Origin of the sequence: Pseudomonas palleroniana, from assembly GCF_022836895.1 — a bacterium.
GTDB lineage: Bacteria > Pseudomonadota > Gammaproteobacteria > Pseudomonadales > Pseudomonadaceae > Aquipseudomonas > Aquipseudomonas palleroniana.
In genome coordinates this window covers 1,970,408-1,992,378 of sequence record NZ_CP092411.1, presented here as the reverse complement: position 1 = coordinate 1,992,378, position 21,971 = coordinate 1,970,408, and the positions used below count along the sequence as shown (strand labels likewise).

Genomic DNA, 21,971 nt, shown 5'->3' with positions numbered 1-21,971 from the left:
CAGCCACCCGCGAAACTCTGTTTAAACCGGCTCTCAAACCGCAACGAGGCGCACGCTCGCGCCCTCGCCAACACCCAGGGCTTCGGCTGCCGCCAGGTCCAGGGTCACCGGTTTGCCGGGCGCGTAGTCCAACTCCAGCATCACCGCGCGGTAATCCTGCAACTGCGCATTACTCACCAGGTACTGGCGGCCAACACCCTTGGCCATCTCGCCGATCTTGACCGGCACCACACGGCTCTGGGCGATGGAACGAATGCCCGAAACCCGTGCGTGCAACGTCGGGCCGCCGTCGAAGATGTCGATGTAATGATCGGTCTCGAAGCCTTCGCGCATCAGGATGTCGAACGTGATCTGCGCACGCGGGTGCACCTGGCCCATGGCCTCCTGGGCTTCGTCTGGCAGCAATGGCACGTAGATCGGGTAGTGCGGCATCAGCTCGGCCAGGAAGGTGCGGCTTTTAAGCCCGCACAGGCGCTCGGCGGCGGCGTAATTGAGATCGAAGAAGTTGCGCCCGATGGCGTCCCAGAACGGCGAGTCACCGTGTTCGTCGCTGTAGCCGACAATCTCGGTCACCACCGAGTCGGCAAAGCGCTCGGGATGGCTGGCGACGAACAGCAGGCGGCCACGGGAATTGAGTTCCGACCACGGCGAACCGACCAGCTCCGGCACCACGTAGAAACTGGTGAGCAGGCTATTGCCGGTGAGGTCGTGGCACTGGGAAAGCACGTGGATCTTGTTGTGGATCTTCAGCTCGCGCGAGGCGTGAACGAAGGTCTCATTACGAAAGCTGTAGAACGGCTCGGAATAACCCGCCGAGGCGACGATGGCCGAGCAGCCGGCGAGCTTGCCGGTCTCGGTGTCTTCCAGCACGAAGAAATAGCTCTCTTCACCGTTGAAACTCACCTCGGCCGCGAAGGACGCTTCGCTGGCGGCGATCTTGTCGCTCAGGCGTTCCACATCATCCGGCAAGGAGGTGACACCAATCGGGCTGTCCGCAGCCAGACGCTTTACCTCGCCCAGATCAGCCATTTGCGCGGGGCGCATCACCAGCATGGTGTCACTCCTTAACTCGAAAAACTCATAGGAAAAAAATACCGGACAGGTCCGGCTTCAACACAGGTCAACCGGTGGGAGGAGTTCGCCCCCTCCCACATTGGCTCCGGTTCAGCCAATCAGCCTTGGGTCAGTGTTTTTACCGCACGCTCGAAACGATCCAGGCCTTCCTGGATGTCGGCGTCTTCCACCACCAGGCTCGGGGCGAAACGCACTACGTCAGGGCCAGCTTGCAGGATCATCAGGTTTTCTTTCTCGGCCGCGTTGAACACGTCCTTGGCCTTGCCCTTGAAAGCCTCACTCAGTACGCAACCGAGCAGCAGGCCCATGCCACGCACTTCGGTGAAGATGCCGTACTGCTTGCCGATCTGCTCCAGGCGTGCCTTGAACAGCGCATGCTTGGCGTTCACACCGGCCAGCACTTGCGGGGTGTTGATCACATCGATCACCGCTTCCGCCACTGCGCACGCCAGCGGGTTGCCGCCGTAGGTGGTGCCGTGGGTACCGACCACCAGATGCTTGGCCAGCGCTTCGGTGGTGAGCATCGCCGCGATCGGGAACCCACCGCCCAGGCTCTTGGCGCTGGAGAGGATGTCCGGCGTCACGCCGTAATGCTGGTAAGCGAACAGATGGCCGCTGCGGCCCATGCCGGTTTGCACTTCGTCGAAGACCAGCAGTGCGTTGTGCGCGTCGCACAACTCGCGTGCGCCTTGCAGGTAAGCCAGCTCGGCCGGCAATACGCCGCCTTCGCCCTGGACCGGTTCCAACACCACGGCGCAGGTCTTGTCCGAAACAGCGGCTTTCAGCGCGGCCAGGTCATTGTAAGGCACGTGGGTGATGCCGGTGATCTTGGGGCCGAAACCATCGGAGTACTTGGACTGGCCACCGACGTTGACCGTGAACAGGGTACGGCCGTGGAAGCTGTTCAGCGCAGCGATGATCTCGTATTTTTCGCTGCCGAACCGGTCGAACGCGACGCGACGTGCCAGCTTGAACGCGGCCTCGTTGGCCTCGGCGCCGGAGTTGCAGAAGAACACGCGCTCGGCAAAGGTGGCATCGATCAACTTATGCGCCAGGCGCAGGGCCGGCTCATTGGTGAAAACGTTGGAGACGTGCCACAGCTTGTTGGCCTGTTCGGTCAGCGCACCGACCAGCGCCGGGTGGGCGTGGCCCAATACGTTGACCGCGATGCCACCGGCAAAGTCGATCAGCTCGCGACCCGCCTGGTCCCACACGCGCGAACCTTCGCCACGCACAGGAATGAATGCGGCCGGTGCGTAGTTAGGCACCATGACCTGGTCGAAATCGGCACGTTGCACCGGGGCTTGCTCAACGGACATCGGAGTCTCCTGAAGAGGAACGCCTGCCTGAAACTGGCGGGCGATGCAGGGATTGTAAGGACAGTTTTCAGTAGGGCCTTGTCGCCAAGCGACAACTTCTTATAGCGCCAACCCCCGATTTTCAAGGGTTTACGTCAATGCGACAAATAGCGTCGCAATGGCGCAGTTTAAACCGCCCGGCGTGTTTGCGTCAGGGTCAATGGCCGCTCTAATTATCTAGGGCCAAGTGCTCCACACCGGCTGATTTACTGGTGCCCTTTCCATGGCACCAAGAGATTCGCCCCATGAGTACTCCTCCCGAGAGCCATTACGAACGCCTGAAAAATGCTATGCCCCAGTGGCTGGGCCAGGCGAGCGCGGCCAAACATCAGGCTCTGCGCCAAGCCAAGCCGCACCTGGGCAAACCCTTGCAGGCGGCCACAGCCCGACAACAAGCCTTGTTCAAACAAGCCACTGCCCACCATTGGCGCGCACAGAACACCGTCGATGACGCGCTGAAAAACCTGCAAGATCCCAAGACCTACGCCAGGCCCCTGCTGCAAAACCTGCTGCGTCAACGCTTCGCGCTGAACCTGGACGTCGACGAGGTGTTCATCCGCCTCTATATCCCGCTGACCATTCCCTGGTTTGCGATCCGCTCTGGAGCGGCGCGCACCTGGACGGTGTCACTGCTCGATGCAGCGCTGCATAACTTCGATTACAAGGAAGCAGATGCAGGTTTCTACGAGCCCGACTCGACATTTATCAGCCGCCCCTCGGCCACCGGCCAATTCACCACCCTGCCCCATATCCGCGACGTCATGTCGATCAACGCGTTTGTGCGCCTGTGCCGCGAGTTGAACCTCGGCGCCACGTACGCGCACCACCTGCGCAACGCGCTGGGGTTGAACACTCCGAGCGCCGGCAACAGCCTGGCGCTGAAAGTCGATACCAGCCAGCGCGCGGCCTTGCGCGCCGCACTGCAACTGGCGGACATCCGCGGCGACATCAAGCCGGACTTCGCCCAGGTGATCAGCGCCATGCTCGAAGGCGCCCCGCGCCTGAGCCTTGGGCAACTGCCGGTGCTCTGCCATACGTTCACCCTGTTGCAGACGCCACTGTGCGGCATCCTGTTGTTCGCTCCGGACCTGGAGCAGGCGCGCAGCTCACAACGGATCGTCGCCTACGTGCCGGACGATCCGCAGCACCCACTTAAGGAATACATCTCGCCCCTGGAGTTCAAACGCGAGCTGACCCGCCAACTGCGTAACGAGGACTACCAACTGTTCTTCAGCCGCTTTGTGCCCCATGAGCGTCTCGGTGTTTTTTTCTCCGGCCTGAGCCAGCGCCTGTCGAGCATCAACTGGCACCCACCGGAACCCGGCGCCAAGCATGGCATGTGGCGCAAAGAACCCACCCTCGACCCCAAACTGCAATTTGTCGCAACGCCCATTCCCGACGAGCCTTGGCGTTATCTGTATCGGCAGAAACTCAACAAGATCCTCAATGACGCACGCTCCCAGGCCGTCTCCACCGCCAACGCCGACAGCCAGGCACGCTGGGCCTTGTGGGACTCCTTCGTGGATATCGCCTCAACAATTCTCAACGTCGCACTGCTGGTGGTCACGCCGTTCATTCCCGGGCTGGGCGAATTGATGATGGGGTACATGGCCTATCAACTGCTCACGGACGTCTTCGAAGGCGTGATCGACTGGGCAGAAGGGCTGACGGACGAAGCGCTCACCCACCTGGTCAACGTGGTGCAATCCATTGCGCAATTGGGCGTATTTGCAGCAGGTAGCAGCCTCGCCGGCATCGCGATGGACAAACTGTTATCGGCCGAACAACGGGCCTTCATCGAGCGCTTCAAACCCGTGAGCCTGGCTGATCGCAGCCAGCGCTACTGGCAACCAGACCTCGGCCCGTACCAGCAACACCTCGACATCGCCCCGACGCTGAGCACCGATGAAAAAGGCCTGTACCCTGTGCGCGGTGAGTCAGTGCTGCCCCTGGAGGGCCGGCACTACAAGGTCGAGCCCGCCGACGACGGCCATTACGCAATCAAACACCCGACCCGCGCCGACGCCTATCGTCCCAGGCTGCGGCACAACGGGTCCGGGGCATGGCACACCGAACTCGAACAGCCCCTGACATGGGATCGCAAGACTCTGTTGCGGCGCCTCGGCCCCATCGCGCAAGGCTTGAGCGAAACCGACTGCGAGCAAGCCTTGCGCATCAGTGGTGTCAGCGAAGACACCCTGCGCAAGATGCATCACAACAGCGAGCCCATCCCGCCCATGCTCGAGGACACCCTGGTGCGGCTGCGCATCGACCGTGAGATCCAACAGTTGATCCAGCGCCTGCGCAGCGATGACCCGGCGCAGTACAACGCCATCGACCCTCAAGAGCAACTGCACTTGATGACCAGCTTCGGTTACTGGCCCAAGGACAAGACTCTGCAACTGCTGAACGCCCGCAACGAAGTGGTCTGGCAGATGGGTGAAAGCGATCAGCCGCTGGTGCAGATTCACGAAGCGCAACTGCAAAATGGTGACTGGCCCAAAACCGTATTGCAGGCCCTGAGCCCCGAGGAACTCAGCCGCCAGTTCGGCGAACGCACCGGCGACCCACAATTGAGCCTGGAGGCCCGCACCCGACACCTGCGCAAAGCCCTCGCCGATATCGCCGAGCGCAAGCGTGCATCGCTGTTCGAATCACGTTACGGCCCCTCGCAGACCGCCGGCGACCCTGCGGCCCAGCGCATCCTGGACACCTCGCCCGACCTGCCCGCCAGCGTCGCCCACCACCTGCTGCGCCAGGCCAGCGGCGCGGAACTTGCCCAACTGGACGCCCGTCGTGTCCCGCCACGCCTGGCCGACCTGGCTCGTGCGGCGCTGGACGAGGTACGCGTGACCCGCGCCTACGAAGGCCAGCAACTGGACAGCGTGCCGACCATCGACAGCGACCGCCTGGCCCTCAACGCTCTGCGGCTGCTGCCCGGTTGGTCGGACCAGGTGCGCCTGGTGGTGCGCCATGATTCACCCGGCGGTTCGATCTGGAACGAGGTAGGCGTCGAGGACGCGCCGTTGCGCCGCACATTGGTACGCCGGGATAACGGCCGTTATGTCGCCTATGACGAGGACACCGCGCTGTGCGCTGAAACCGACCTGTACAGCGCCATCCTGCACGCCGTGCCCGATCGCCAGCGCGAGGCGCTGGGCATTCAGATTGATCAGGGCGCCGAATTGCAACGGCGTTTGCGTCGACACCCACTGGCACGCAATGAAGTACGCCGTGTCTTGGCCAGCGGCGCTCCCAAGGAGCCATCGACCGACACCCTCAAGCACCTTGGCAGCGACGATGGTTACCGCGCACACACCCCAAGCCCGAACGCCCCGCTGCTGTACCCGCGCGCCCGGGCATTGTATCCAGCGTTGAGCGACGAGCAGATCGGCGCCCTGCTCGAACACCTGCAAAGGCAGCCCGGCGGTGCATCAGTGCGGCTCGAGGCGCTCACCGAGGAATATCAGCAATTGGAAACCGAGCTGCACAACTGGCAGCAAACGGTGCCCACCGAACATCCGCAAACCGGTGCCGCGCTCACGCCGCGCCAGCAAGCCTACGAACGCCAGAATCGCCAGCGCATCGCGCAATTACTCAAGCGTTGCTGGCGCCGAGGCACCGAGTTCGACGATTACTTCGAAGACCCGAGCCGGGACGGCTATATGTTGCGCCTGGATTTTCCGATCATCGGCGAGCTGCCCACACTGAATGCCAATTTCGAACATGTGTCGTTGCTGTCCATCAGCGGCAACGAAGGCACCCAAGGCGTGACCGCCTTTATCAACCAGTTTCCACGGCTGCGGCACCTGGAAGTCAAAGACGTCCCCATGGACGATCTGCCGCCTCAACTCAGCAGCCTGCCTCACCTCAACACCCTGGGGCTGTCCAACTGCAACATCACCCTCACGCCTGCCAGCCATGCCCGCCTGGCGAGCATGAGCCACTTGCAGACGCTGTCACTCAATGGCAATCCCCTGGGCCTGACGCCCAGCGTTGAGGCGATGCCGGAATTGGTGGCCCTGGACCTTGCCGACACCGGTATCGATCGCCTGCCGCCCGGCCTGCTGACCCGCCCGGAGCTGCAGGCCGCGCTGTTGAACGGCAACCAGATCCGCGACGTACCCGCCGCGCTGTTCGAACTGCCCCCTGAGGCCAGCGTGCACTACGATCTTTCCGACAACCCGCTGTCACGGGCGAACCTGGAGCAGGTCAAGGAGTACTACCAACGCCACGGCACGTTCTGGGAGGTCGATGCTATGCCCGTCGACCTGCAAGATACACAACGGCTTTACCCGTCGATGGACAAGGACGAAGCCACACGCTTCATCTATTCACTCCCCGGTGATATTGAGGCGGGTAAACGCGAGCTGGCGCGCCTGGCTGGAGAACTGGAAACCTTGCAGCAGGAGCTGGGCGCCTGGTCACAGGCCCCCGACCTGACCTCCCTGGAACTGGCGCGCAGAATGGCGCTGCATGTGCAGCTGGAAAAAGCCTGGCGCCGCGAACCCGCCCAGGAAACCCGCCACGTTCGCACCCTCAACATCAGCCAGACCTTGGCCGGTGAATTGCCGCGCCTGAGTGCACGGTTCAAGCACATAGGCTCGTTGATCATGCACGGCAACGGTGGCCCGATGGACGTCGGCGAGTTTCTCCAAAGCTTTCCGGCCCTGGATATCCTCGACATCGAACACGCGACGCTGGAGGACATCCCGCCGCGTATCTTCGAGCTGGAAACACTGACTTTCCTGGGCCTGCCGGACTGCTCGCTCAAGCTCAGCGACACCAGCCGTGCGGCCCTGCAAAACATGAACCGCCTGGAATACCTGGACCTCAGCCAAAACCCCAACCTAGGGCAACTGCCGGAGTTCAAGGCGATGCCGGCACTGTCCAGCGTCCTGCTGAAAAACGTCGGCCTCACGCAAGTGCCCTCCGACCTGCTCATCGACGTGCCGCGCAGCGCGGTCAACCTCAGCGACAACCAGATCACCGAGATGCCGGCGGCGGCTTTCACCCTGCGCGCCGAAGCCGCCAGCGCGTTCGACCTGTCCGGCAACCCGTTATCCAAAGTGACCCTGGAGCAGATCAAGAGTTACTGCCAGCGCACCCAGGAATCCTTCAATGCCACGGCTCCCGAAGCCGAGCGTGTGCGCCTCCAAGAGCTATACCCGACGCTGGTCGAAAGCGAAGCGGACCGTTTTATCTTCCGCCTGCCCGGCGATATGGACGCGATCACCCCGACCCTGGCGCGCCTTGAAGCCGAGTATGCCCAGCTCAATACCGACCTCGATCAATGGGTGCTGGATGTGCCACAGCGCCATCCTGTCGACAACAGCCCGCTCGATGACGCTGCCCGCGCCCACCAACAGTTGCTGCGCGATAATTTCAAAATGCTGGTGGAGCAAGCCTGGCGTCGCGAGAGTGCGGAAGATGAAGAGAGCCTGGTGGATGAATTCACCCATTCATTACTGCTCGACACCCCGGTGATGGGAGAGCTGCCGTCACTGAATGCACGGTTCGAGCATGTGTCGTGGTTTGAATTGACGGGCAACGGCACCACCACCCAGGTTGACGGTACGCTGCGCTGTTTTCCGGCGCTGCAAACCCTGGCACTGAGCCAATGCCCGGTGGGCAGCCTGCCCGAACCGATCTTCAGCATGCCCAAGCTGGCCAGCCTGGAATTGACCCAATGCGGCATCCGCCTGACGCCGTTGTCAGCCCGCTCCTTCAACGACCTGGCGGCGCTGGAGTTCGTCGACATGAGCGATAACCCGCTGGGGGAAACCCCAGACGTCAGCAGCTTGCACAACCTGAGCTCGCTGCACCTGCGCAATGCCGGGCTCAAAGCGATGCCGGAGGGGGTTTTCCAGCTCAAGGCGTTGCACACGCTGGACTTGAGCGGCAACCAGATCGAAGACATCGGCGCGGGTTTGCTGGAGACCGATACGGTGTTTCATGAAGACAGCGACCTGAGTAACAACCCGCTGTCGGCACAGAGCCTGGCGTACCTGCGCGAGTATTACCAACGTACCGGCATTGACTTCAATGTGCCCCAGGCCACGCTGGATGAAACCGGCGCACCACTATCGCCCGCGCAGCCCCGGCCACAGGAGGAATAACCGCCCCTTCGGGCTAGCCAGGGTGAGCCGTGCTCAACCGCGTTCGGACGGTACCGAGGACAATTCGAACGGGCTGCTGCTGCGACGCTGGTTGCGGTCTTCACGCGGGGTCGCGCCGAAGAAGTTGCGGTAGGCGCTGGAGAAATGCGGCCCTGAGGAGAAACCGCACGACAGGCCGATCTGGATGATCGACTTGCTGGTTTGCATGAGCATCTGGCGGGCCTTGTTCAGGCGCAGTTCCAGGTAGTACTGGCTGGGGACACGATTGAGGTACTGCTTGAAGATGCGTTCGAGTTGTCGTCGCGACACGCAGACGTGCTGGGCAATTTCGTCAGTGGTCAGCGGCTCTTCGATATTGGCTTCCATCAACAGAACCGCCTGGGTCAGCTTGGGATGGCTGGAGCCCAGGCGGTTTTGCAGTGGAATACGCTGGCGCTCGCCGCCTTCGCGGATGCGCTCCACCACCAGTTCCTCGGACACCGCGCCGGCCAGTTCGGCGCCGTGGTCACGGGCCAGCACTGCCAGCAACAGGTCGAGCACCGACATGCCGCCACAGGCGGTCAGGCGGTCGCGGTCCCAGTCGAACAGATGGCTGGTGGCGATGACCTTGGGGAAGCGCTCGGCGAAATCATCCTGCCAGCGCCAATGCACGGCAGCGCGGTAACCGTCGAGCAGGCCGAGCTGGGCCAACGGGTAGACACCTGCCGACAAACCGCCGATCACGCAGCCTGCCCGCACAAGCTGCTTGAGCGCCGTGCTCAGTTGAGAGGCGATCACCGTCGGCGGCTCGTCCGCCAGCAGGAACAGCTTCTGGAAACCTTCGAGCTTGCCCGCCCAAGCCTCGCCCGGCAATTGCCAGGCGCCGTCGGCAGCCGGTTCCGCGTGCAGGAACGACAGTTCGTAGACCACGTCCGGATGCACCCGTTGGGCAATACGCAAGGCCTCCTCAGCCAGCGCCAGCGTCAGTGCTTTTGTGCTTGGCCAGATCAGGAAACCAATTCGATGGGCAGTCATGGAAGGCTATCCGAAGCGAGTAACAATAATGAAGACAAGGGCCAATGCTAGCCCGGAAACGAACACAAATCTCAAAAACTGATGAAGATCAATGTGGGAGGGGCTTGCTCCCGATGGCGGTGTGTCAGCCAACAGATTGGTATCTGATTTACCGCTATCGGGAGCAAGCCCCCTCCCACAGGGTAGCTATTTCAGGCTGCCGGACAGGAACTGCTGCAAACGCTCGGACTGCGGGTTCACCAACACCTCACGCGGGTTGCCGCATTCTTCGACGATGCCTTTGTGCAGGAACACCAACTGGTTCGACACTTCACGAGCAAAGCCCATTTCGTGAGTCACCACCACCATGGTGCGGCCTTCCTGGGCCAGGTCCTGCATCACCTTGAGCACTTCGCCGACCAGTTCCGGGTCAAGCGCCGACGTCGGCTCGTCAAACAACATCACCTCCGGCTCCATCGCCAGGGCACGGGCAATCGCCACGCGCTGCTGCTCGCCGCCGGACATGTGGCCGGGGAATGCATCCTTACGATGGCCCACACCCACCTTGGCCAGGTAGTGCTCGGCCTTTTCACGCGCTTCTTTCTTCGACACACCCAGCACGTGCACTGGCGCTTCCATCACGTTTTCAATGGCGGTCATGTGCGACCACAGGTTGAAATGCTGGAAAACCATGGACAGGCGCGAACGCATGCGTTGCAGTTGCTTGGGGTCGGCGGCCTTCATGGCGCCGTCCTTGCCGGCGACCAGCTTCAGCTCTTCGTTGTTGAGCAGGATCTTGCCGGCGTGGGGTTGCTCGAGCAGGTTGATGCAGCGCAAAAAGGTACTTTTGCCCGAACCACTGGAACCGATGATGCTGATCACATCACCGGCCGCGGCGGCCAGGGACACGCCTTTGAGCACTTCATGACTGCCATAGCGTTTATGCAGGTCTTGGACTTCAAGTTTGTACATGCGGTCGGTTCTCACAAAAACAGGTGGTCAGTCGTTGAGCAAGCGCCCGTGACGCAGCGCTTCGCGCCCCGCCACCTTGGCCAGCCAGAAACCCGCTTGGGCATAACGTAGCCGTTCAACGGCAAACAACACCCCGGACGTGCCCGCGCAAACCATACTCACGCGGTCGGTCAGGGGATCAATCACTTCAAAAATCGGTTCGCCGGTTTCCACCCATTCGCCGGCTTGGCGCAGGTAACTGATCACCCCGGCGTGGGGTGCAAACAACAACTCGGTACCTTCGAAAGGCACGCCTTCGCACGGTTCGTACTGTGGCGCGGGCCATTGCCCCTTGATCAGGCCCTGTTCAGCGAGAAACGCGAGGATGCCTTCAGCGTGGAAGATGGCTTCGTCACGGCCGGTATCGGCCTGGCCGCCCAGCTCCAGCGTCGTCGCCAGGCACGCCAGCGGGATCTGCGCCTCAGGGAACAAGCGGGACAGGCGCAGCCACGGCAGCGAACAGGCTTCATCAAACGAGCTGCCGCCGGAATCCTCGGCCAGCAGGCCGACTTTCACATTCAAGTGCGCCGACAACGAACGCCACTGCGGCCAGTGCTGGGGCAGCGCATACATGTGCAACGCCGCCTCCGCATCGCAGTGCAGGTCCAGGACCACATCGGCGGTGCAGGCATGGCTGAGCAAGACGCGCTGCATGCCTTGCAGCTGGCTGCTCGGCACCGGCAGGGCGTCGAGTGCATCGGTCATCGCCTGGCGAATCATGCGCACATTGGCGTGGGGGTCATCGCCCAGCTTGCCGGCGAGCAACGCGGCGACCGGCTCGCTCAACTCGACGAAATCGCGGTTGAAATTCTTGCCGCTGCCCACCTCGAAACGGCCCTGGTGAGCACCTTGCAACAGTTGCCCCAGGCCCATCGGGTTGGCCACCGGCACCAGCTCGATCACACCGTTGAGGGCGCCCTGGCGCTCCAGTTCGATGAGACGCTTTTTCAGCTCCCAGGCGGCGCGCATCCCCGGCAACTCGTCGGCGTGCAGGCTGGCCTGGATATACGCCTTGCGCTCGCCGCTGCCGAAACGAAAGACGCTCAGTTGGCGCTCGCAACCCAGGTGACCCCAGGGCAACAGGTGATCGATACGTTCCATCTCAATGCTTCCTTGGAGCCAGGTAGCTCAGCCAGCGGCGCTCGGCCAACTTGAACAGGCGCACCAGGATGAAGGTCAGGCACAGGTAGAACGCGCCGGCCGTGATATAGGCTTCGAACGGCAGGTAGAACTGGGCGTTCACCGTGCGCGCGGCACCGGTGATATCGATCAGCGTGACGATGGATGCAAGGCTGGTGGTCTGCAGCATCATGATCACTTCGTTGCTGTACTGCGGCAGTGCACGACGCAGGGCCGACGGCAGCAGGATGCGGCGGTACAGTTTAGAACGCGACATGCCCATGGCCTTGGCCGCTTCGATCTCGCCATTGGGCGTGGCCTTGAGGCTGCCGGCGATGATTTCGGCGGTGTAGGCGCTGGTGTTGATCGCAAACGCCAGGCACGCGCAGAACGTGGCGCTGGACAGCAGCGGCCAGAGGAAGCTTTCGCGTACGGCGTCGAACTGCGCCAGACCGTAGTAGATCAGGAACAGCTGCACCAGCATGGGCGTGCCGCGAATGACATAGGTGTAGAGCCACGCCGCGCCGTTGACGATCGGCTGCTTGGACACCCGCATCAAGCCCAGCGGCAAGGCGGCGAGCAGGCCGAAAAACAGCGAGATGGCGAGCAATTTCAGGGTGGTGACCAAACCGCCGAGGTACAGCGGCATGGCCTCCCAGATGACGTTGTAGTCGAAGATCATAGATCAGCCGCCCTTACGCCTACCGAGTAGCGCTTCTCAAGATGACGCAAGGCCAGCAACGACACGCTGGTGATCACCAGGTACATCGCCGCCACTGCGAGGAAGAAGGTAAAAGGTTCGCGGGTGGCGTCTGCCGCCTGCTTGGCCTTGAACATCATGTCTTGCAGGCCCACCACCGAAATCAGCGCAGTGGCCTTGGTGAGTACCAGCCAGTTGTTGGTGAAGCCGGGGATCGCCAGCCGGATCATCTGCGGCACCATCACCCGGAAAAACACCTGGAAGCTGCTCATGCCATACGCCAGGCCGGCCTCGGCCTGCCCCTTGGGAATGGCCATGAAGGCACCGCGGAAGGTTTCCGACAGGTAGGCGCCAAAGATGAAGCCCAGGGTGCCGATACCGGCCGCCAGGGGGTTCAAGTCAATATAGTCGTCGTAGCCGAGCATCGGCGCGACGCGGTTAAGCAGGTCCTGACCGCCGTAGAAAATCAGCAGGATCAGCACCAGGTCGGGAATCCCACGGATGACCGTAGAGTACAAGTCACCCAGCCAGGCCAACCAGCGCACCGGCGACAGGCGCAACGCGACCCCGATCAGACCCAGAACAATGGCCAAGGCCATGGACGACAAGGCGAGCTGAAGCGTCAACCATGCGCCATCGAGGATGACGGCCCCGTAGCCTTTCAACATGATTCAGGTCCTCGAAAAGGGGGATGAAAAAATGGCGCAAACCGCAGGAATTCTGTTGCTTGCGCCATTCTGGACAGACAGCTGCGACGAGTTATTTAGGGTCAGCGCCGTAAATATCGAAGTCGAAGTATTTGTCCTGGATTTTCTTGTATTCGCCGTTGGCACGGATCGCCGCGATGGCCGCGTTGATCTTGTCCAGCTCGGCCTTGTCGCCTTTGCGTACAGCGATGCCGATGCCGTCGCCAAAGTACTTGGCGTCGGTGAACTGTGGGCCTACGAACGCGTAGCCTTTACCGGCCGGGGTTTTCAGGAAGCCGTCCTGCAGCAGGGTGGCGTCAGCCACGGTGCCGTCGAGGCGACCTGCTTCCACGTCCAGGTAGATTTCGTTCTGCGAGCTGTAAGGCACAACCGTGGCGCCTTTAGGGGCCAGGACTTCCTTGGCGAAGCGATCGTGGATCGAACCGCGTTGCACGCCGATTTTCTTGCCTTTCAATTCATCCAGGCTGTCGCTGACCGTGGTGCCTTCCTTCATCACCAGCTGCGCTGGGCTCAGGTAGTAGCGGTTGGTGAAGTCCACGGACTTCTTGCGGTCGTCAGTGATGGACATGGACGACAGGATCGCGTCGATCTTGCGCACTTTCAACGCCGGGATCAGGCCGTCGAATTCTTGCTCGACCCACACGCACTTGACCTTCATCTCTGCGCACAGGGCGTTGCCGATGTCGTAGTCAAAACCCACGATGTTGCCATCCGGCGCCTTCGAGGCAAACGGAGGGTAAGCCGCTTCGATACCAATCTTCAGGGGCTTTTCATCAGCGAAGGCCTGCATGGACAGCACGGACAGCGCCAGGGCGCCCAACAGCACAAGTTTCTTCATCTTGGGACTCCATCGGTATAGGGCAAAAAGCAGTATGAGCCAGGGCCCACGATGCGACTTAAGTGAAACCGAATAGCGGTGCTGCGCCCTACGCGGTGTAAACCTGCGACGACGAGCGAGTGATCGGCATTCTAACGACAGGCCGGAAGCCGATATTTCCTCAATGCGACAACAATTTACAGAAGCACCGAGAAAGCGGTTCCAGCACATTGACAGCCTCTGTTTTTTATGCAGAGACAAAAGATATTAAACCTGTTGATGCTGCAAGTTGCGGGCCTATTATTCGCAAACCCTTCTAGCACGGCAAGTCTGGCGTTTAATCTTATTTCCTGGGGTGTCTAAAACGCGGTTTTTCGGGGCATTGGCGTAGCACATTGCCCCAGGTTTGGGCGGCAGGTTACACATCCAGGAGCGACGGTAACATTCAGAAACGTCCTACGAGAGAAACCGATATTTATTGAACTCCACCCGATCGTCCCCACGCTCCGCGTGGGAACGCCTCCTGTGACGCTCCGCGTCACGACCCCAAGAGCAGACGCGGAGCGCCCAGGGCTGCACTCCCACGCAGAGCGTGGGAACGATCACCCATGTAAAAAGCCCCACTCGGCTCACACCGAATGGGGCTTTGTCCAACCTGCCTCGCCTTACGCGGCGTTCATGGTCTTGTGGGTTTCAATCAAATGCGCCACCACGCCTGGATCCGCCAGCGTGGAGATATCGCCCAGCCCGTCATACTCAGCCGTGGCAATCTTGCGCAGGATACGCCGCATGATTTTGCCTGAACGCGTCTTCGGCAAGCCTGGCGCCCACTGGATCACATCCGGCGATGCAATCGGCCCGATCTCCTTGCGCACCCAGTTTTTCAACTCCAGGCGCAGCGCTTCGGTCGGCTCTTCGCCATTCTTGAGGGTGACATACACGTAGATGCCCTGCCCCTTGATGTCATGGGGCACACCCACTACCGCCGCTTCCGCGACTTTAGGGTGGGCAACCATGGCGCTTTCGATCTCGGCGGTGCCCATGCGGTGGCCGGACACGTTCAACACGTCATCCACGCGCCCGGTGATCCACCAGTAGCCGTCTTCATCGCGACGGGCGCCGTCACCGGTGAAGTACATGCCACGGAAGGTCTTGAAGTAGGTGTCGACAAAACGGTCATGGTCGCCGTACAGCGTACGCGCCTGGCCTGGCCACGAATCGAGGATCACCAGGTTGCCTTCGGCAGCCCCCTCGATGATGTTGCCCAGGTTATCCACCAACGCCGGCACCACACCAAAGAACGGACGCGCCGCCGAACCCGGCTTGAGCGCGTGGGCACCCGGCAGCGGGCTCATCAGGGTGGCGCCGGTCTCGGTTTGCCACCAGGTATCGACAATCGGGCAACGGGATTGGCCGACGTTCTTGTAGTACCAGTCCCACGCTTCAGGGTTGATCGGCTCACCCACCGAACCGAGCAGGCGCAGGCTGCTGCCATCGACGCCTTCGCAGGCCGCAGTGCCGGAGGCCATCATGGCGCGGATTGCGGTCGGCGCGGTGTAGAGGATGTTGACCTTGTGCTTGTCGACGATCTTGCCCACCCGGGTAATGTCCGGGTAGTTCGGCACGCCTTCGAACAGCAAGGTGGTCGCGCCATTGGCCAGCGGGCCATAGACAATATAAGTGTGGCCAGTGACCCAGCCGACGTCGGCGGTGCACCAGTAGATTTCACCCGGGCGGTAGTCGAACACGCGCTCATGGGTCAGGGCAGCGTAGAGCAGGTAGCCGCCGGTGGTGTGCTGCACGCCCTTCGGCTTGCCGGTGGAACCCGAGGTGTAGAGGATGAACAGCGCTTCTTCGGCGCCCATCTCCTTGGGCGCACACACGGTGCCTGCCACTTTCATCAGGTCTTCGTACCAGATGTCGCGATGCTGGTTCCACTTGATCGCGCCATTGGTGCGCTTGCACACGATGACCTTCTGGATGCTGTTGGTTTCCGGGTTGGTCAGGGCGTCGTCAACGTTGGCCTTCAGCGGAATCTTCTTACCGGCACGAATACCTTCGTCGGCAGTGATCACCACCTTCGAGCGACAGTCGATAATGCGACCGGCCAGGGCTTCTGGGGAGAAACCGCCGAAGACCACCGAGTGAATCGCACCGATGCGGGTACACGCCAGCATGGCGACCACGGCCTCGGGGATCATTGGCATATAGATAGTCACCACGTCGCCGCGGTGTACATCTTGGCCGCGCAGGGCGTTGGCGAACTTGCAGACTTGTTCATGCAGCTCGCGGTAAGTGATGGTGCGGCTTTCGGAAGGGTCATCGCCCTCCCAGATGATCGCTGCCTGGTCGCCACGCTCGGCAAGGTGACGGTCCAGGCAGTTGTAGGAAACGTTCAGGGTGCCATCGGCAAACCATTTGATATCGACATGGTGGTCGTCGAAAGAGGTCTGCTTCACCGCGGTGAAAGGCTTGACCCAGTCAAGACGTTTGGCTTGCTCGCGCCAGAAGCCATCGGGGTTGACCACCGACTGCTGGTACATGGCCTTGTAGGTCGCCTCGTCGGTCAGCGTATTGGCTGCTACTTCGGGGCGAACGGGGTACAGGGAAGCCGCACTCATCTTTCTTACCTCGGTGACAATCGTTGTTTTTGTATGGCCCCTGTTTTAGCCGGGGCCGGTCTATAGAACCATTCGACGATGGTAGTAACAAGCCCCTACAAATTGCCCTGATATGCCGATTTGCCGCTCTGGCCCGCGCCCTGCGGCGCTTTCACGGTTTGTGAAAAAACCTTTACCACGGGATTGTTACAAAAACCGCCAAAAGTGTTTATCAAAACCACGGGTATATGAATATAACCCGCAAGCCTAAAATCAACTTCGCCAACCAAGGCGCTGTGCTCGACACAGCAGTGATTAACAACGCAACAGCCCCCACGAAGGCAACGTTAATCCGAACTTCCAACTTTTAAGTTACACACGTGGCCTCACAAGGGCCCCGTGCCCCCTTTCGCCCTGAAGAAGGTAAATGAAGAAATGAAAGTGTTCGCAGTCATGGCTCTCAGCAGCTTGTTCGCCACCGCCGCCCTCGCCGACGAGGCCCCGACAGAACTGGCCAGCCAGAATGCTCCCATTGTTGAGGATTACACCTACAGCACCCACTTGGACGTGGCAAAAGTATTGTCCATGAGCAATATCCCGGAAGTCTGTGAAGTTGTACCGGTAAAAATGGAATATGAAGACTCGCAAGGTCAACGGCATATTCTGAACTATCAAGTCATGGGTAACGGCTGCTCTAACGGGTAATAACTTCTTTAATTAGATTCAATCCCGGATCTTGGTCGCCGCAAGAAATCATTCTTGCGGCCAAGAACCCATCGCTGCCGCACCACCATCAACCTGTGGGAGGGGACTTGCTCCCGATGACCTGAGCCGCCACACCCACCTTACAAAGCCCTACCCTGCCCTACCTGCCCCCGCTTACAAAATCCCCTCACCGCCCGTCAAAAAAATCCAATCCCGGCAAAGCCTTGCAAACACACGCTTTGGCCGCAGACCACGGCATTTTGGTGCCCCCAAGTGACCATCCGCCGCAACACAAAGCCGAATTTTTCCCTATAATGCGCGGGTAAATCGGGCCTGCAATATCCCTTTACACAGGGATGAAGAGCCAGACCTGAGGCCTCCCCTGGAGCAAGCATCTGTCGCTCCACGCCTCAAGCCTCACGCAGAGCACCCGAACACCTGATTGCGTTTAATGCGTGCGCTAGCTGCAACAAACGATTCCTTAAGATCCACCGCGGCCTCTGGGCCGTGTGAACACCCAACCATCCGGTTTCACACGGGCACTTTGAGCCCTCACGCAGGAGACGACACGTCATGCTGAGCTGGGACGAATTCGATAAAGAAGAAGACGGCGAAGTCGCCGCCAAAGGCGCCAACGCCGGCCACGCCACCGAAGCCAACATGGACCGCCTTGACGGCGCCGGCGCTGCCGCCGCGGTTGAAGCCCGCGCCGTCACCGCCAGTGACTCCGCCGCCATCGTGCGCGCCAAGGCCGCCCTCGACAAACTCGACATCGCCGAAGGCCTCGCCGAACTCGAAGGCGCCTCCGCCCGCGTCGCCGTTGACGAAAAACGCATGATCAACTGCCGCGCCGACCTCAACCAGCTCGTGCCTTTCAAGTACGACTGGGCCTGGCAGAAGTACCTCGACGGCTGCGCCAACCACTGGATGCCGCAAGAGGTCAACATGACCGCCGACATCGCCCTGTGGAAAAACCCCGAGGGTCTGACCGACGACGAACGCCGCATCGTCATGCGCAACCTCGGCTTCTTCTCCACCGCCGACTCGCTGGTCGCCAACAACCTGGTGCTGGCCGTGTACCGCCTGATCACCAACCCGGAGTGCCGCCAGTACATCCTGCGCCAGGCTTTCGAAGAAGCGATCCACACCCACGCCTACCAGTACTGCATCGAATCGCTGGCCATGGATGAAGGCGAGATCTTCAACATGTACCACGAGATCCCATCGGTCGCCAAAAAAGCCGCCTGGGGCCTGAAATACACCCGTTCGATCTCCGATCCGAAGTTCGAAACCGGCACCGTCGAGACCGACAAGGAACTGCTGCGCAACCTGGTCGCCTACTACTGCGTGCTGGAAGGCATCTTCTTCTACTGCGGCTTCACCCAGATCCTCTCCATGGGCCGCCGCAACAAAATGACCGGCGTCGCCGAGCAGTTCCAGTACATCCTGCGCGACGAGTCGATGCACCTGAACTTCGGTATCGACGTGATCAACCAGATCAAAATCGAAAACCCACACCTGTGGGATGCCGAGATGAAGGAAGAAGCGACCCAGATGATCCTGCAAGGGACTCAGCTGGAGATCGAATACGCTCGCGACACCATGCCTCGCGGCGTGCTGGGGATGAATGCGGCGATGATGGAAGACTATTTGAAGTTCATCGCTAACCGTCGGTTGTCGCAGATTGGTCTTAAGGAAGAGTATCCAGGCACTACCAACCCGTTCCCGTGGATGAGCGAGATCATGGACTTGAAGAAAGAGAAGAATTTCTTCGAGACTCGGGTGATCGAGTACCAGACCGGCGGCGCGCTGAGCTGGGACTGATTCTCCCGAAGCCAGGCAGTATCAAAAAGCCCTGACTCGTTCAGGGCTTTTTAATTTCTAGTGAACTCAAAGTTGGCGTTGAATCGCCATCTCTTGAAGCACATCACATCAAGCACCTCGCCCAGAAGGGTTCGGATCGCATCACCAATGCTGTAGCCTTATGCCCCAATTGCCATCAGCGTTGTCACCGGTCGAGTGATCGGGAGGCTTTTACCGAAGGGCTTTACGCCAAGATCGGAAGATTGGCACGGGAGTAGACTCCTGCTGTCACACCTGATGCACGCTTAAACATTTAGATAGGACCGAGGCCACCCGTGAACCCAGACATGCTCGAAGCCGGCCCCGCTGACGCCAAAGTACTTTCCGTCTTTGACTTCGACGGCACGCTGACCCACCACGACAGTTTTGTGCCCTTCCTCAAGTTCGCCTTTGGCCCCGGTGAGTTCTATGGCCGGATGGTCAAGCTGGCGGTGCCGGGGCTGCGCTTTTTGGTGCGGCAGATCAGCCGGGATGAGTTGAAGGCACAACTGATTCGCACCTTTATGACCGGGGTGGAGAAGGCGTGGGTTCAGCAGCAGGCCGAGGCGTATTGCCAGCGCTATTGGAGCAAGTTGATGCGCCCCAAGGGCTTGCAGTCGGTGGCCGATGAGGTGAACTCGGGGGCCGTGGTGACGCTGTGTTCTGCGTCGCCGGCGTTGGTGTTGCAGCCGTTTGCGAATCGGCTGGGGATCAAGTTGATTGGCACTGAGCTTGAGGTGGTTGATGGCGTATTGACCGGCAAGCTCACCGGGAATAACTGCCGCTGTGAGAACAAAGTGCTGCGGCTTGAGGCGGTGTATGGCGACCTGGGGGAATACCGGCTGCGGGCCTGGGGCGATACGCGCGGGGATCGGGAGTTGTTGGCAGCGGCGCAGGATGCGCATTTTCGGCATTTTCATGCGAAGAAGAAAAAGCGGGATCGGTTGCAGTGATGACGTGGGTGGGGTTGGCAGGAAGTCTGCACTAGACGCCTAACCAGTTTTCCACAATCAAGCCATTTACGCGCTTGAACTCACCTTCATTGTTAGTAACCAAGACCAAGCCTGAGCTTCTAGCGTGCCCGGCAATGTGTAGGTCATTGACGCCGATAGGCGTGCCCTTTTTCTCCAGATCTGAACGTATCGAGCCGTAGTGAAAAGCGGCCTTGTCGTCGTAGCTAAAGACATTGAGCCGGGAAGAGAAGTCTTCCACGGCTCGCGTATTTTTTTCTACGAACTGACTCTTTTCTGCGCCATGCATCAGCTCAGCAGGGTGATGAAAGAGAGATCACCATACGCCCAACATTGGCATTGAATTTTTCCAATATTTCGATCGGACGACGCTTGATGATGTAGATCACGATGTTGGTATCAAGCACGTACTAATCATCAAAAGACTCTCGTTCTTGCTGGGTTTGATCGGCACGTTCCTCCATGAAATCTTCAGATACCGATTCACTGGCAAGAAAAAAGCTGTCCCAAGTGTTTTCAACAGGCGAAATGATCAGCTCTCTTCCCACAGCACGGACCTCCACGGTCTTCACTCCCGCAGGAAAACGCATGTCGGCAGGGATGCGAATATTTTGCGTACGGTTGTTAGTAAAGACGGTTCCAGAAGACATAGAGAACACCTCTCTGGGTAAGGAAAGACTGGGAAGAATGATGATTCGAGAATGCTCTATTTCAAAGCTATCTGGCAAACATCCGAAGAATGCCAGCGTTATCGCACTAGCATGGGCTGCTACGAGTCGAGGCGATACGGGTTTATGGGCTCGACAGGGAAATCGCGTCGATCTCTTCGCAGCCTCGCTGGGGCTCGACAGCTCCCACATTTGATCTTTGCCAATCCGATGATTTGTGGTCGGCAGGTATTTATGTCGCGGCTTTCAGGTCTACGCCCAGGGCTGTGGCGAAGGCTTTTACCATGGGGCTGCGCGGTGCGTTGTGGCGCAGGATGAGGTTGAATGCCGTGCTCAGGTGGACCTGCTCCGAGCACAGTACGCGCAGGCGGCCTTCTCTCACTAGCGGCGTTGCGTAGTGTTCCGGCAGGAAGCCGAGGAAGCGGCCGGTAAGGATCAGGATGGCCACGGCTTCAACCTGGGAGGCCGAGGCTGACTGGCTGTCGTAGTTGACGAAGTTGGCCTTGTCGCGATGGATCGCATACCGATGGTTCACCACTTCGTATTGGCGCAAGACTTCGGGCGTGATATCGCTCGCATTGAAGAGTGGATGCCCTGTTGCGCAGTAGGCGTGGGCCTTTTCTTCGTACAGCGGGAAGTAGTCGAATTCCTCGCGGCGTTGGTAGACCGGGACGATGCCGGCAACCAGGCGCCCTTCCACTACGCCGCGCTCAACTTCATCCAGTTGTGAGGCGTGCAGGCGTAATCGAATCTTGGGCGACTCACTATGTAATTTTCCCAGGGCCGCAATAAGCGGTGAATTAACGTCCGATACGGTGTTATCAATAACGCCCACACTAAGGTCACCGATCAGTTCATTTTGCGCTGAACTAAGCTTGTCGCGAAAACTGTCGACCGAGGTAAATAACTCGATGGAAGCTTGATACACCAACTTGCCTTCTTCGGTCAGCCCGAAGCCTTCCCTGCCCCGGGTGCACAGGCGCATGCCAATGCGGATTTCCAAGTCGGAAATCTGTTTGCTGATAGCTGCCAAGCCCACATTCAGCTCGTTTTGCGCGGCGCTGAAACCGCCGGCCTCGACCACAGCCATGAATACCCGCAGCAACTTGAAGTCCAGCCCGCTCAATTGCAGCGGCGGTCTTGTGCCGGGTTTGGGTGGCAGGTTTCCAGAAGTGGAAAGTGGGGTTTCCATAATACGCGTTGACCTCTAGTGCCATATTCAACAGGCTTGAACCCAATCCTTGAATATAGCCAGGCGGCGATAATGAACATAAACATCCGCCCTTG

The 21,971-nt window shown here is 60.0% G+C and carries 15 protein-coding genes and 2 pseudogenes; 5 read left to right on the top strand and 12 right to left on the bottom strand.

The window, feature by feature from the left end; genetic code table 11:
* Nucleotides 1-33: 33 nt before the first annotated feature.
* Both aruF and MJP36_RS09080 read right to left on the bottom strand, forming a co-directional pair.
* Complete coding sequence (aruF, locus tag MJP36_RS09085) at nt 34-1,053, bottom strand: arginine/ornithine succinyltransferase subunit alpha (protein ID WP_244385211.1); 1,020 nt, start codon at nt 1,051-1,053, stop codon at nt 34-36.
* Between the two features lie 119 nt (nt 1,054-1,172).
* Nucleotides 1,173-2,393: an aspartate aminotransferase family protein gene (locus tag MJP36_RS09080; protein WP_060757321.1), complete on the bottom strand. Its 1,221-nt coding sequence runs from the start codon at nt 2,391-2,393 to the stop codon at nt 1,173-1,175.
* 284 nt (nt 2,394-2,677) lie between these two features.
* On the opposite strand from MJP36_RS09080, the gene MJP36_RS09075 reads away from it, so the two are divergent.
* A complete protein-coding gene (locus MJP36_RS09075; RefSeq protein WP_244385210.1) occupies nt 2,678-8,551 on the top strand; it encodes a leucine-rich repeat domain-containing protein in 5,874 nt (1,957 codons plus the stop codon).
* 33 nt (nt 8,552-8,584) lie between these two features.
* Here the strand turns inward: MJP36_RS09075 and argR are convergent, their stop codons facing one another.
* From argR to acs, 7 genes are all read right to left on the bottom strand, one after another.
* Complete coding sequence (gene argR, locus MJP36_RS09070; RefSeq protein WP_060757319.1) at nt 8,585-9,565, bottom strand: transcriptional regulator ArgR; 981 nt, start codon at nt 9,563-9,565, stop codon at nt 8,585-8,587.
* 186 nt (nt 9,566-9,751) lie between these two features.
* Nucleotides 9,752-10,516, bottom strand: a complete 765-nt coding sequence (locus MJP36_RS09065; protein WP_060757318.1) for an ABC transporter ATP-binding protein — start codon at nt 10,514-10,516, stop codon at nt 9,752-9,754.
* A gap of 27 nt (nt 10,517-10,543) precedes the next feature.
* Nucleotides 10,544-11,656 carry a succinylglutamate desuccinylase/aspartoacylase family protein gene (locus MJP36_RS09060; RefSeq protein WP_244385209.1) on the bottom strand — a complete coding sequence of 371 codons (1,113 nt, stop codon included), beginning with the start codon at nt 11,654-11,656 and terminating at the stop codon, nt 10,544-10,546.
* 1 nt (nt 11,657) lies between these two features.
* Nucleotides 11,658-12,356 (bottom strand): ABC transporter permease, encoded by a 699-nt coding sequence (locus tag MJP36_RS09055; RefSeq protein WP_161550355.1) that lies wholly within the window; start codon nt 12,354-12,356, stop codon nt 11,658-11,660.
* The gene (locus MJP36_RS09050) at nt 12,353-13,042 is read right to left on the bottom strand and encodes an ABC transporter permease (protein ID WP_010208305.1); all 690 of its coding nucleotides are present in this window, start codon (nt 13,040-13,042) and stop codon (nt 12,353-12,355) included. The genes MJP36_RS09055 and MJP36_RS09050 overlap by 4 nt, the downstream gene beginning before the upstream one ends.
* 91 nt (nt 13,043-13,133) lie before the next feature.
* Nucleotides 13,134-13,919, bottom strand: coding sequence for an ABC transporter substrate-binding protein (locus MJP36_RS09045; protein ID WP_244385208.1), 786 nt, complete (start codon nt 13,917-13,919; stop codon nt 13,134-13,136).
* Nucleotides 13,920-14,563: 644 nt separating this feature from the next.
* Nucleotides 14,564-16,519: an acetate--CoA ligase gene (gene acs / locus MJP36_RS09040; RefSeq protein WP_060757314.1), complete on the bottom strand. Its 1,956-nt coding sequence runs from the start codon at nt 16,517-16,519 to the stop codon at nt 14,564-14,566.
* A gap of 414 nt (nt 16,520-16,933) precedes the next feature.
* On the opposite strand from acs, the gene MJP36_RS09035 reads away from it, so the two are divergent.
* The 4 genes and pseudogenes from MJP36_RS09035 (at nt 16,934) to MJP36_RS09020 (ending at nt 19,998) form a co-directional block, all read left to right on the top strand.
* Nucleotides 16,934-17,203, top strand: coding sequence for a DUF2790 domain-containing protein (locus MJP36_RS09035; RefSeq protein ID WP_060757313.1), 270 nt, complete (start codon nt 16,934-16,936; stop codon nt 17,201-17,203).
* Between the two features lie 573 nt (nt 17,204-17,776).
* Nucleotides 17,777-19,027, top strand: coding sequence for a ribonucleotide-diphosphate reductase subunit beta (locus MJP36_RS09030; protein ID WP_090369047.1), 1,251 nt, complete (start codon nt 17,777-17,779; stop codon nt 19,025-19,027).
* Between the two features lie 86 nt (nt 19,028-19,113).
* Nucleotides 19,114-19,284 (top strand): annotated as a pseudogene (locus MJP36_RS09025) (HNH endonuclease); the annotation flags it as partial.
* Between the two features lie 69 nt (nt 19,285-19,353).
* Nucleotides 19,354-19,998 (top strand): HAD-IB family hydrolase, encoded by a 645-nt coding sequence (locus tag MJP36_RS09020; RefSeq protein ID WP_060757249.1) that lies wholly within the window; start codon nt 19,354-19,356, stop codon nt 19,996-19,998.
* Between the two features lie 31 nt (nt 19,999-20,029).
* Here MJP36_RS09020 and vapC read toward each other — a convergent pair.
* From vapC to MJP36_RS09005, 3 genes and pseudogenes are all read right to left on the bottom strand, one after another.
* Nucleotides 20,030-20,423: pseudogene (gene vapC / locus MJP36_RS09015) on the bottom strand (type II toxin-antitoxin system tRNA(fMet)-specific endonuclease VapC).
* Nucleotides 20,424-20,426: 3 nt separating this feature from the next.
* Nucleotides 20,427-20,666 carry a type II toxin-antitoxin system VapB family antitoxin gene (gene vapB / locus MJP36_RS09010; protein WP_104994612.1) on the bottom strand — a complete coding sequence of 80 codons (240 nt, stop codon included), beginning with the start codon at nt 20,664-20,666 and terminating at the stop codon, nt 20,427-20,429.
* Between the two features lie 250 nt (nt 20,667-20,916).
* Nucleotides 20,917-21,876: a LysR family transcriptional regulator gene (locus tag MJP36_RS09005; RefSeq protein ID WP_244385207.1), complete on the bottom strand. Its 960-nt coding sequence runs from the start codon at nt 21,874-21,876 to the stop codon at nt 20,917-20,919.
* Nucleotides 21,877-21,971: the final 95 nt, after the last annotated feature.

Excerpts from the sequence above, each read along its gene's own strand:
- aruF (WP_244385211.1), bottom strand. The coding sequence starts at position 1,053 with ATGCTGGTGATGCGCCCCGCGCAAATGGCTGATCTGGGCGAGGTAAAG.
- MJP36_RS09080 (WP_060757321.1), bottom strand. The coding sequence starts at position 2,393 with ATGTCCGTTGAGCAAGCCCCGGTGCAACGTGCCGATTTCGACCAGGTC.
- MJP36_RS09075 (WP_244385210.1), top strand. The coding sequence starts at position 2,678 with ATGAGTACTCCTCCCGAGAGCCATTACGAACGCCTGAAAAATGCTATG.
- argR (WP_060757319.1), bottom strand. The coding sequence starts at position 9,565 with ATGACTGCCCATCGAATTGGTTTCCTGATCTGGCCAAGCACAAAAGCA.
- MJP36_RS09065 (WP_060757318.1), bottom strand. The coding sequence starts at position 10,516 with ATGTACAAACTTGAAGTCCAAGACCTGCATAAACGCTATGGCAGTCAT.
- MJP36_RS09060 (WP_244385209.1), bottom strand. The coding sequence starts at position 11,656 with ATGGAACGTATCGATCACCTGTTGCCCTGGGGTCACCTGGGTTGCGAG.
- MJP36_RS09055 (WP_161550355.1), bottom strand. The coding sequence starts at position 12,356 with ATGATCTTCGACTACAACGTCATCTGGGAGGCCATGCCGCTGTACCTC.
- MJP36_RS09050 (WP_010208305.1), bottom strand. The coding sequence starts at position 13,042 with ATGTTGAAAGGCTACGGGGCCGTCATCCTCGATGGCGCATGGTTGACG.
- MJP36_RS09045 (WP_244385208.1), bottom strand. The coding sequence starts at position 13,919 with ATGAAGAAACTTGTGCTGTTGGGCGCCCTGGCGCTGTCCGTGCTGTCC.
- acs (WP_060757314.1), bottom strand. The coding sequence starts at position 16,519 with ATGAGTGCGGCTTCCCTGTACCCCGTTCGCCCCGAAGTAGCAGCCAAT.
- MJP36_RS09035 (WP_060757313.1), top strand. The coding sequence starts at position 16,934 with ATGAAAGTGTTCGCAGTCATGGCTCTCAGCAGCTTGTTCGCCACCGCC.
- MJP36_RS09030 (WP_090369047.1), top strand. The coding sequence starts at position 17,777 with ATGCTGAGCTGGGACGAATTCGATAAAGAAGAAGACGGCGAAGTCGCC.
- MJP36_RS09020 (WP_060757249.1), top strand. The coding sequence starts at position 19,354 with ATGCTCGAAGCCGGCCCCGCTGACGCCAAAGTACTTTCCGTCTTTGAC.
- vapB (WP_104994612.1), bottom strand. The coding sequence starts at position 20,666 with ATGTCTTCTGGAACCGTCTTTACTAACAACCGTACGCAAAATATTCGC.
- MJP36_RS09005 (WP_244385207.1), bottom strand. The coding sequence starts at position 21,876 with ATGGAAACCCCACTTTCCACTTCTGGAAACCTGCCACCCAAACCCGGC.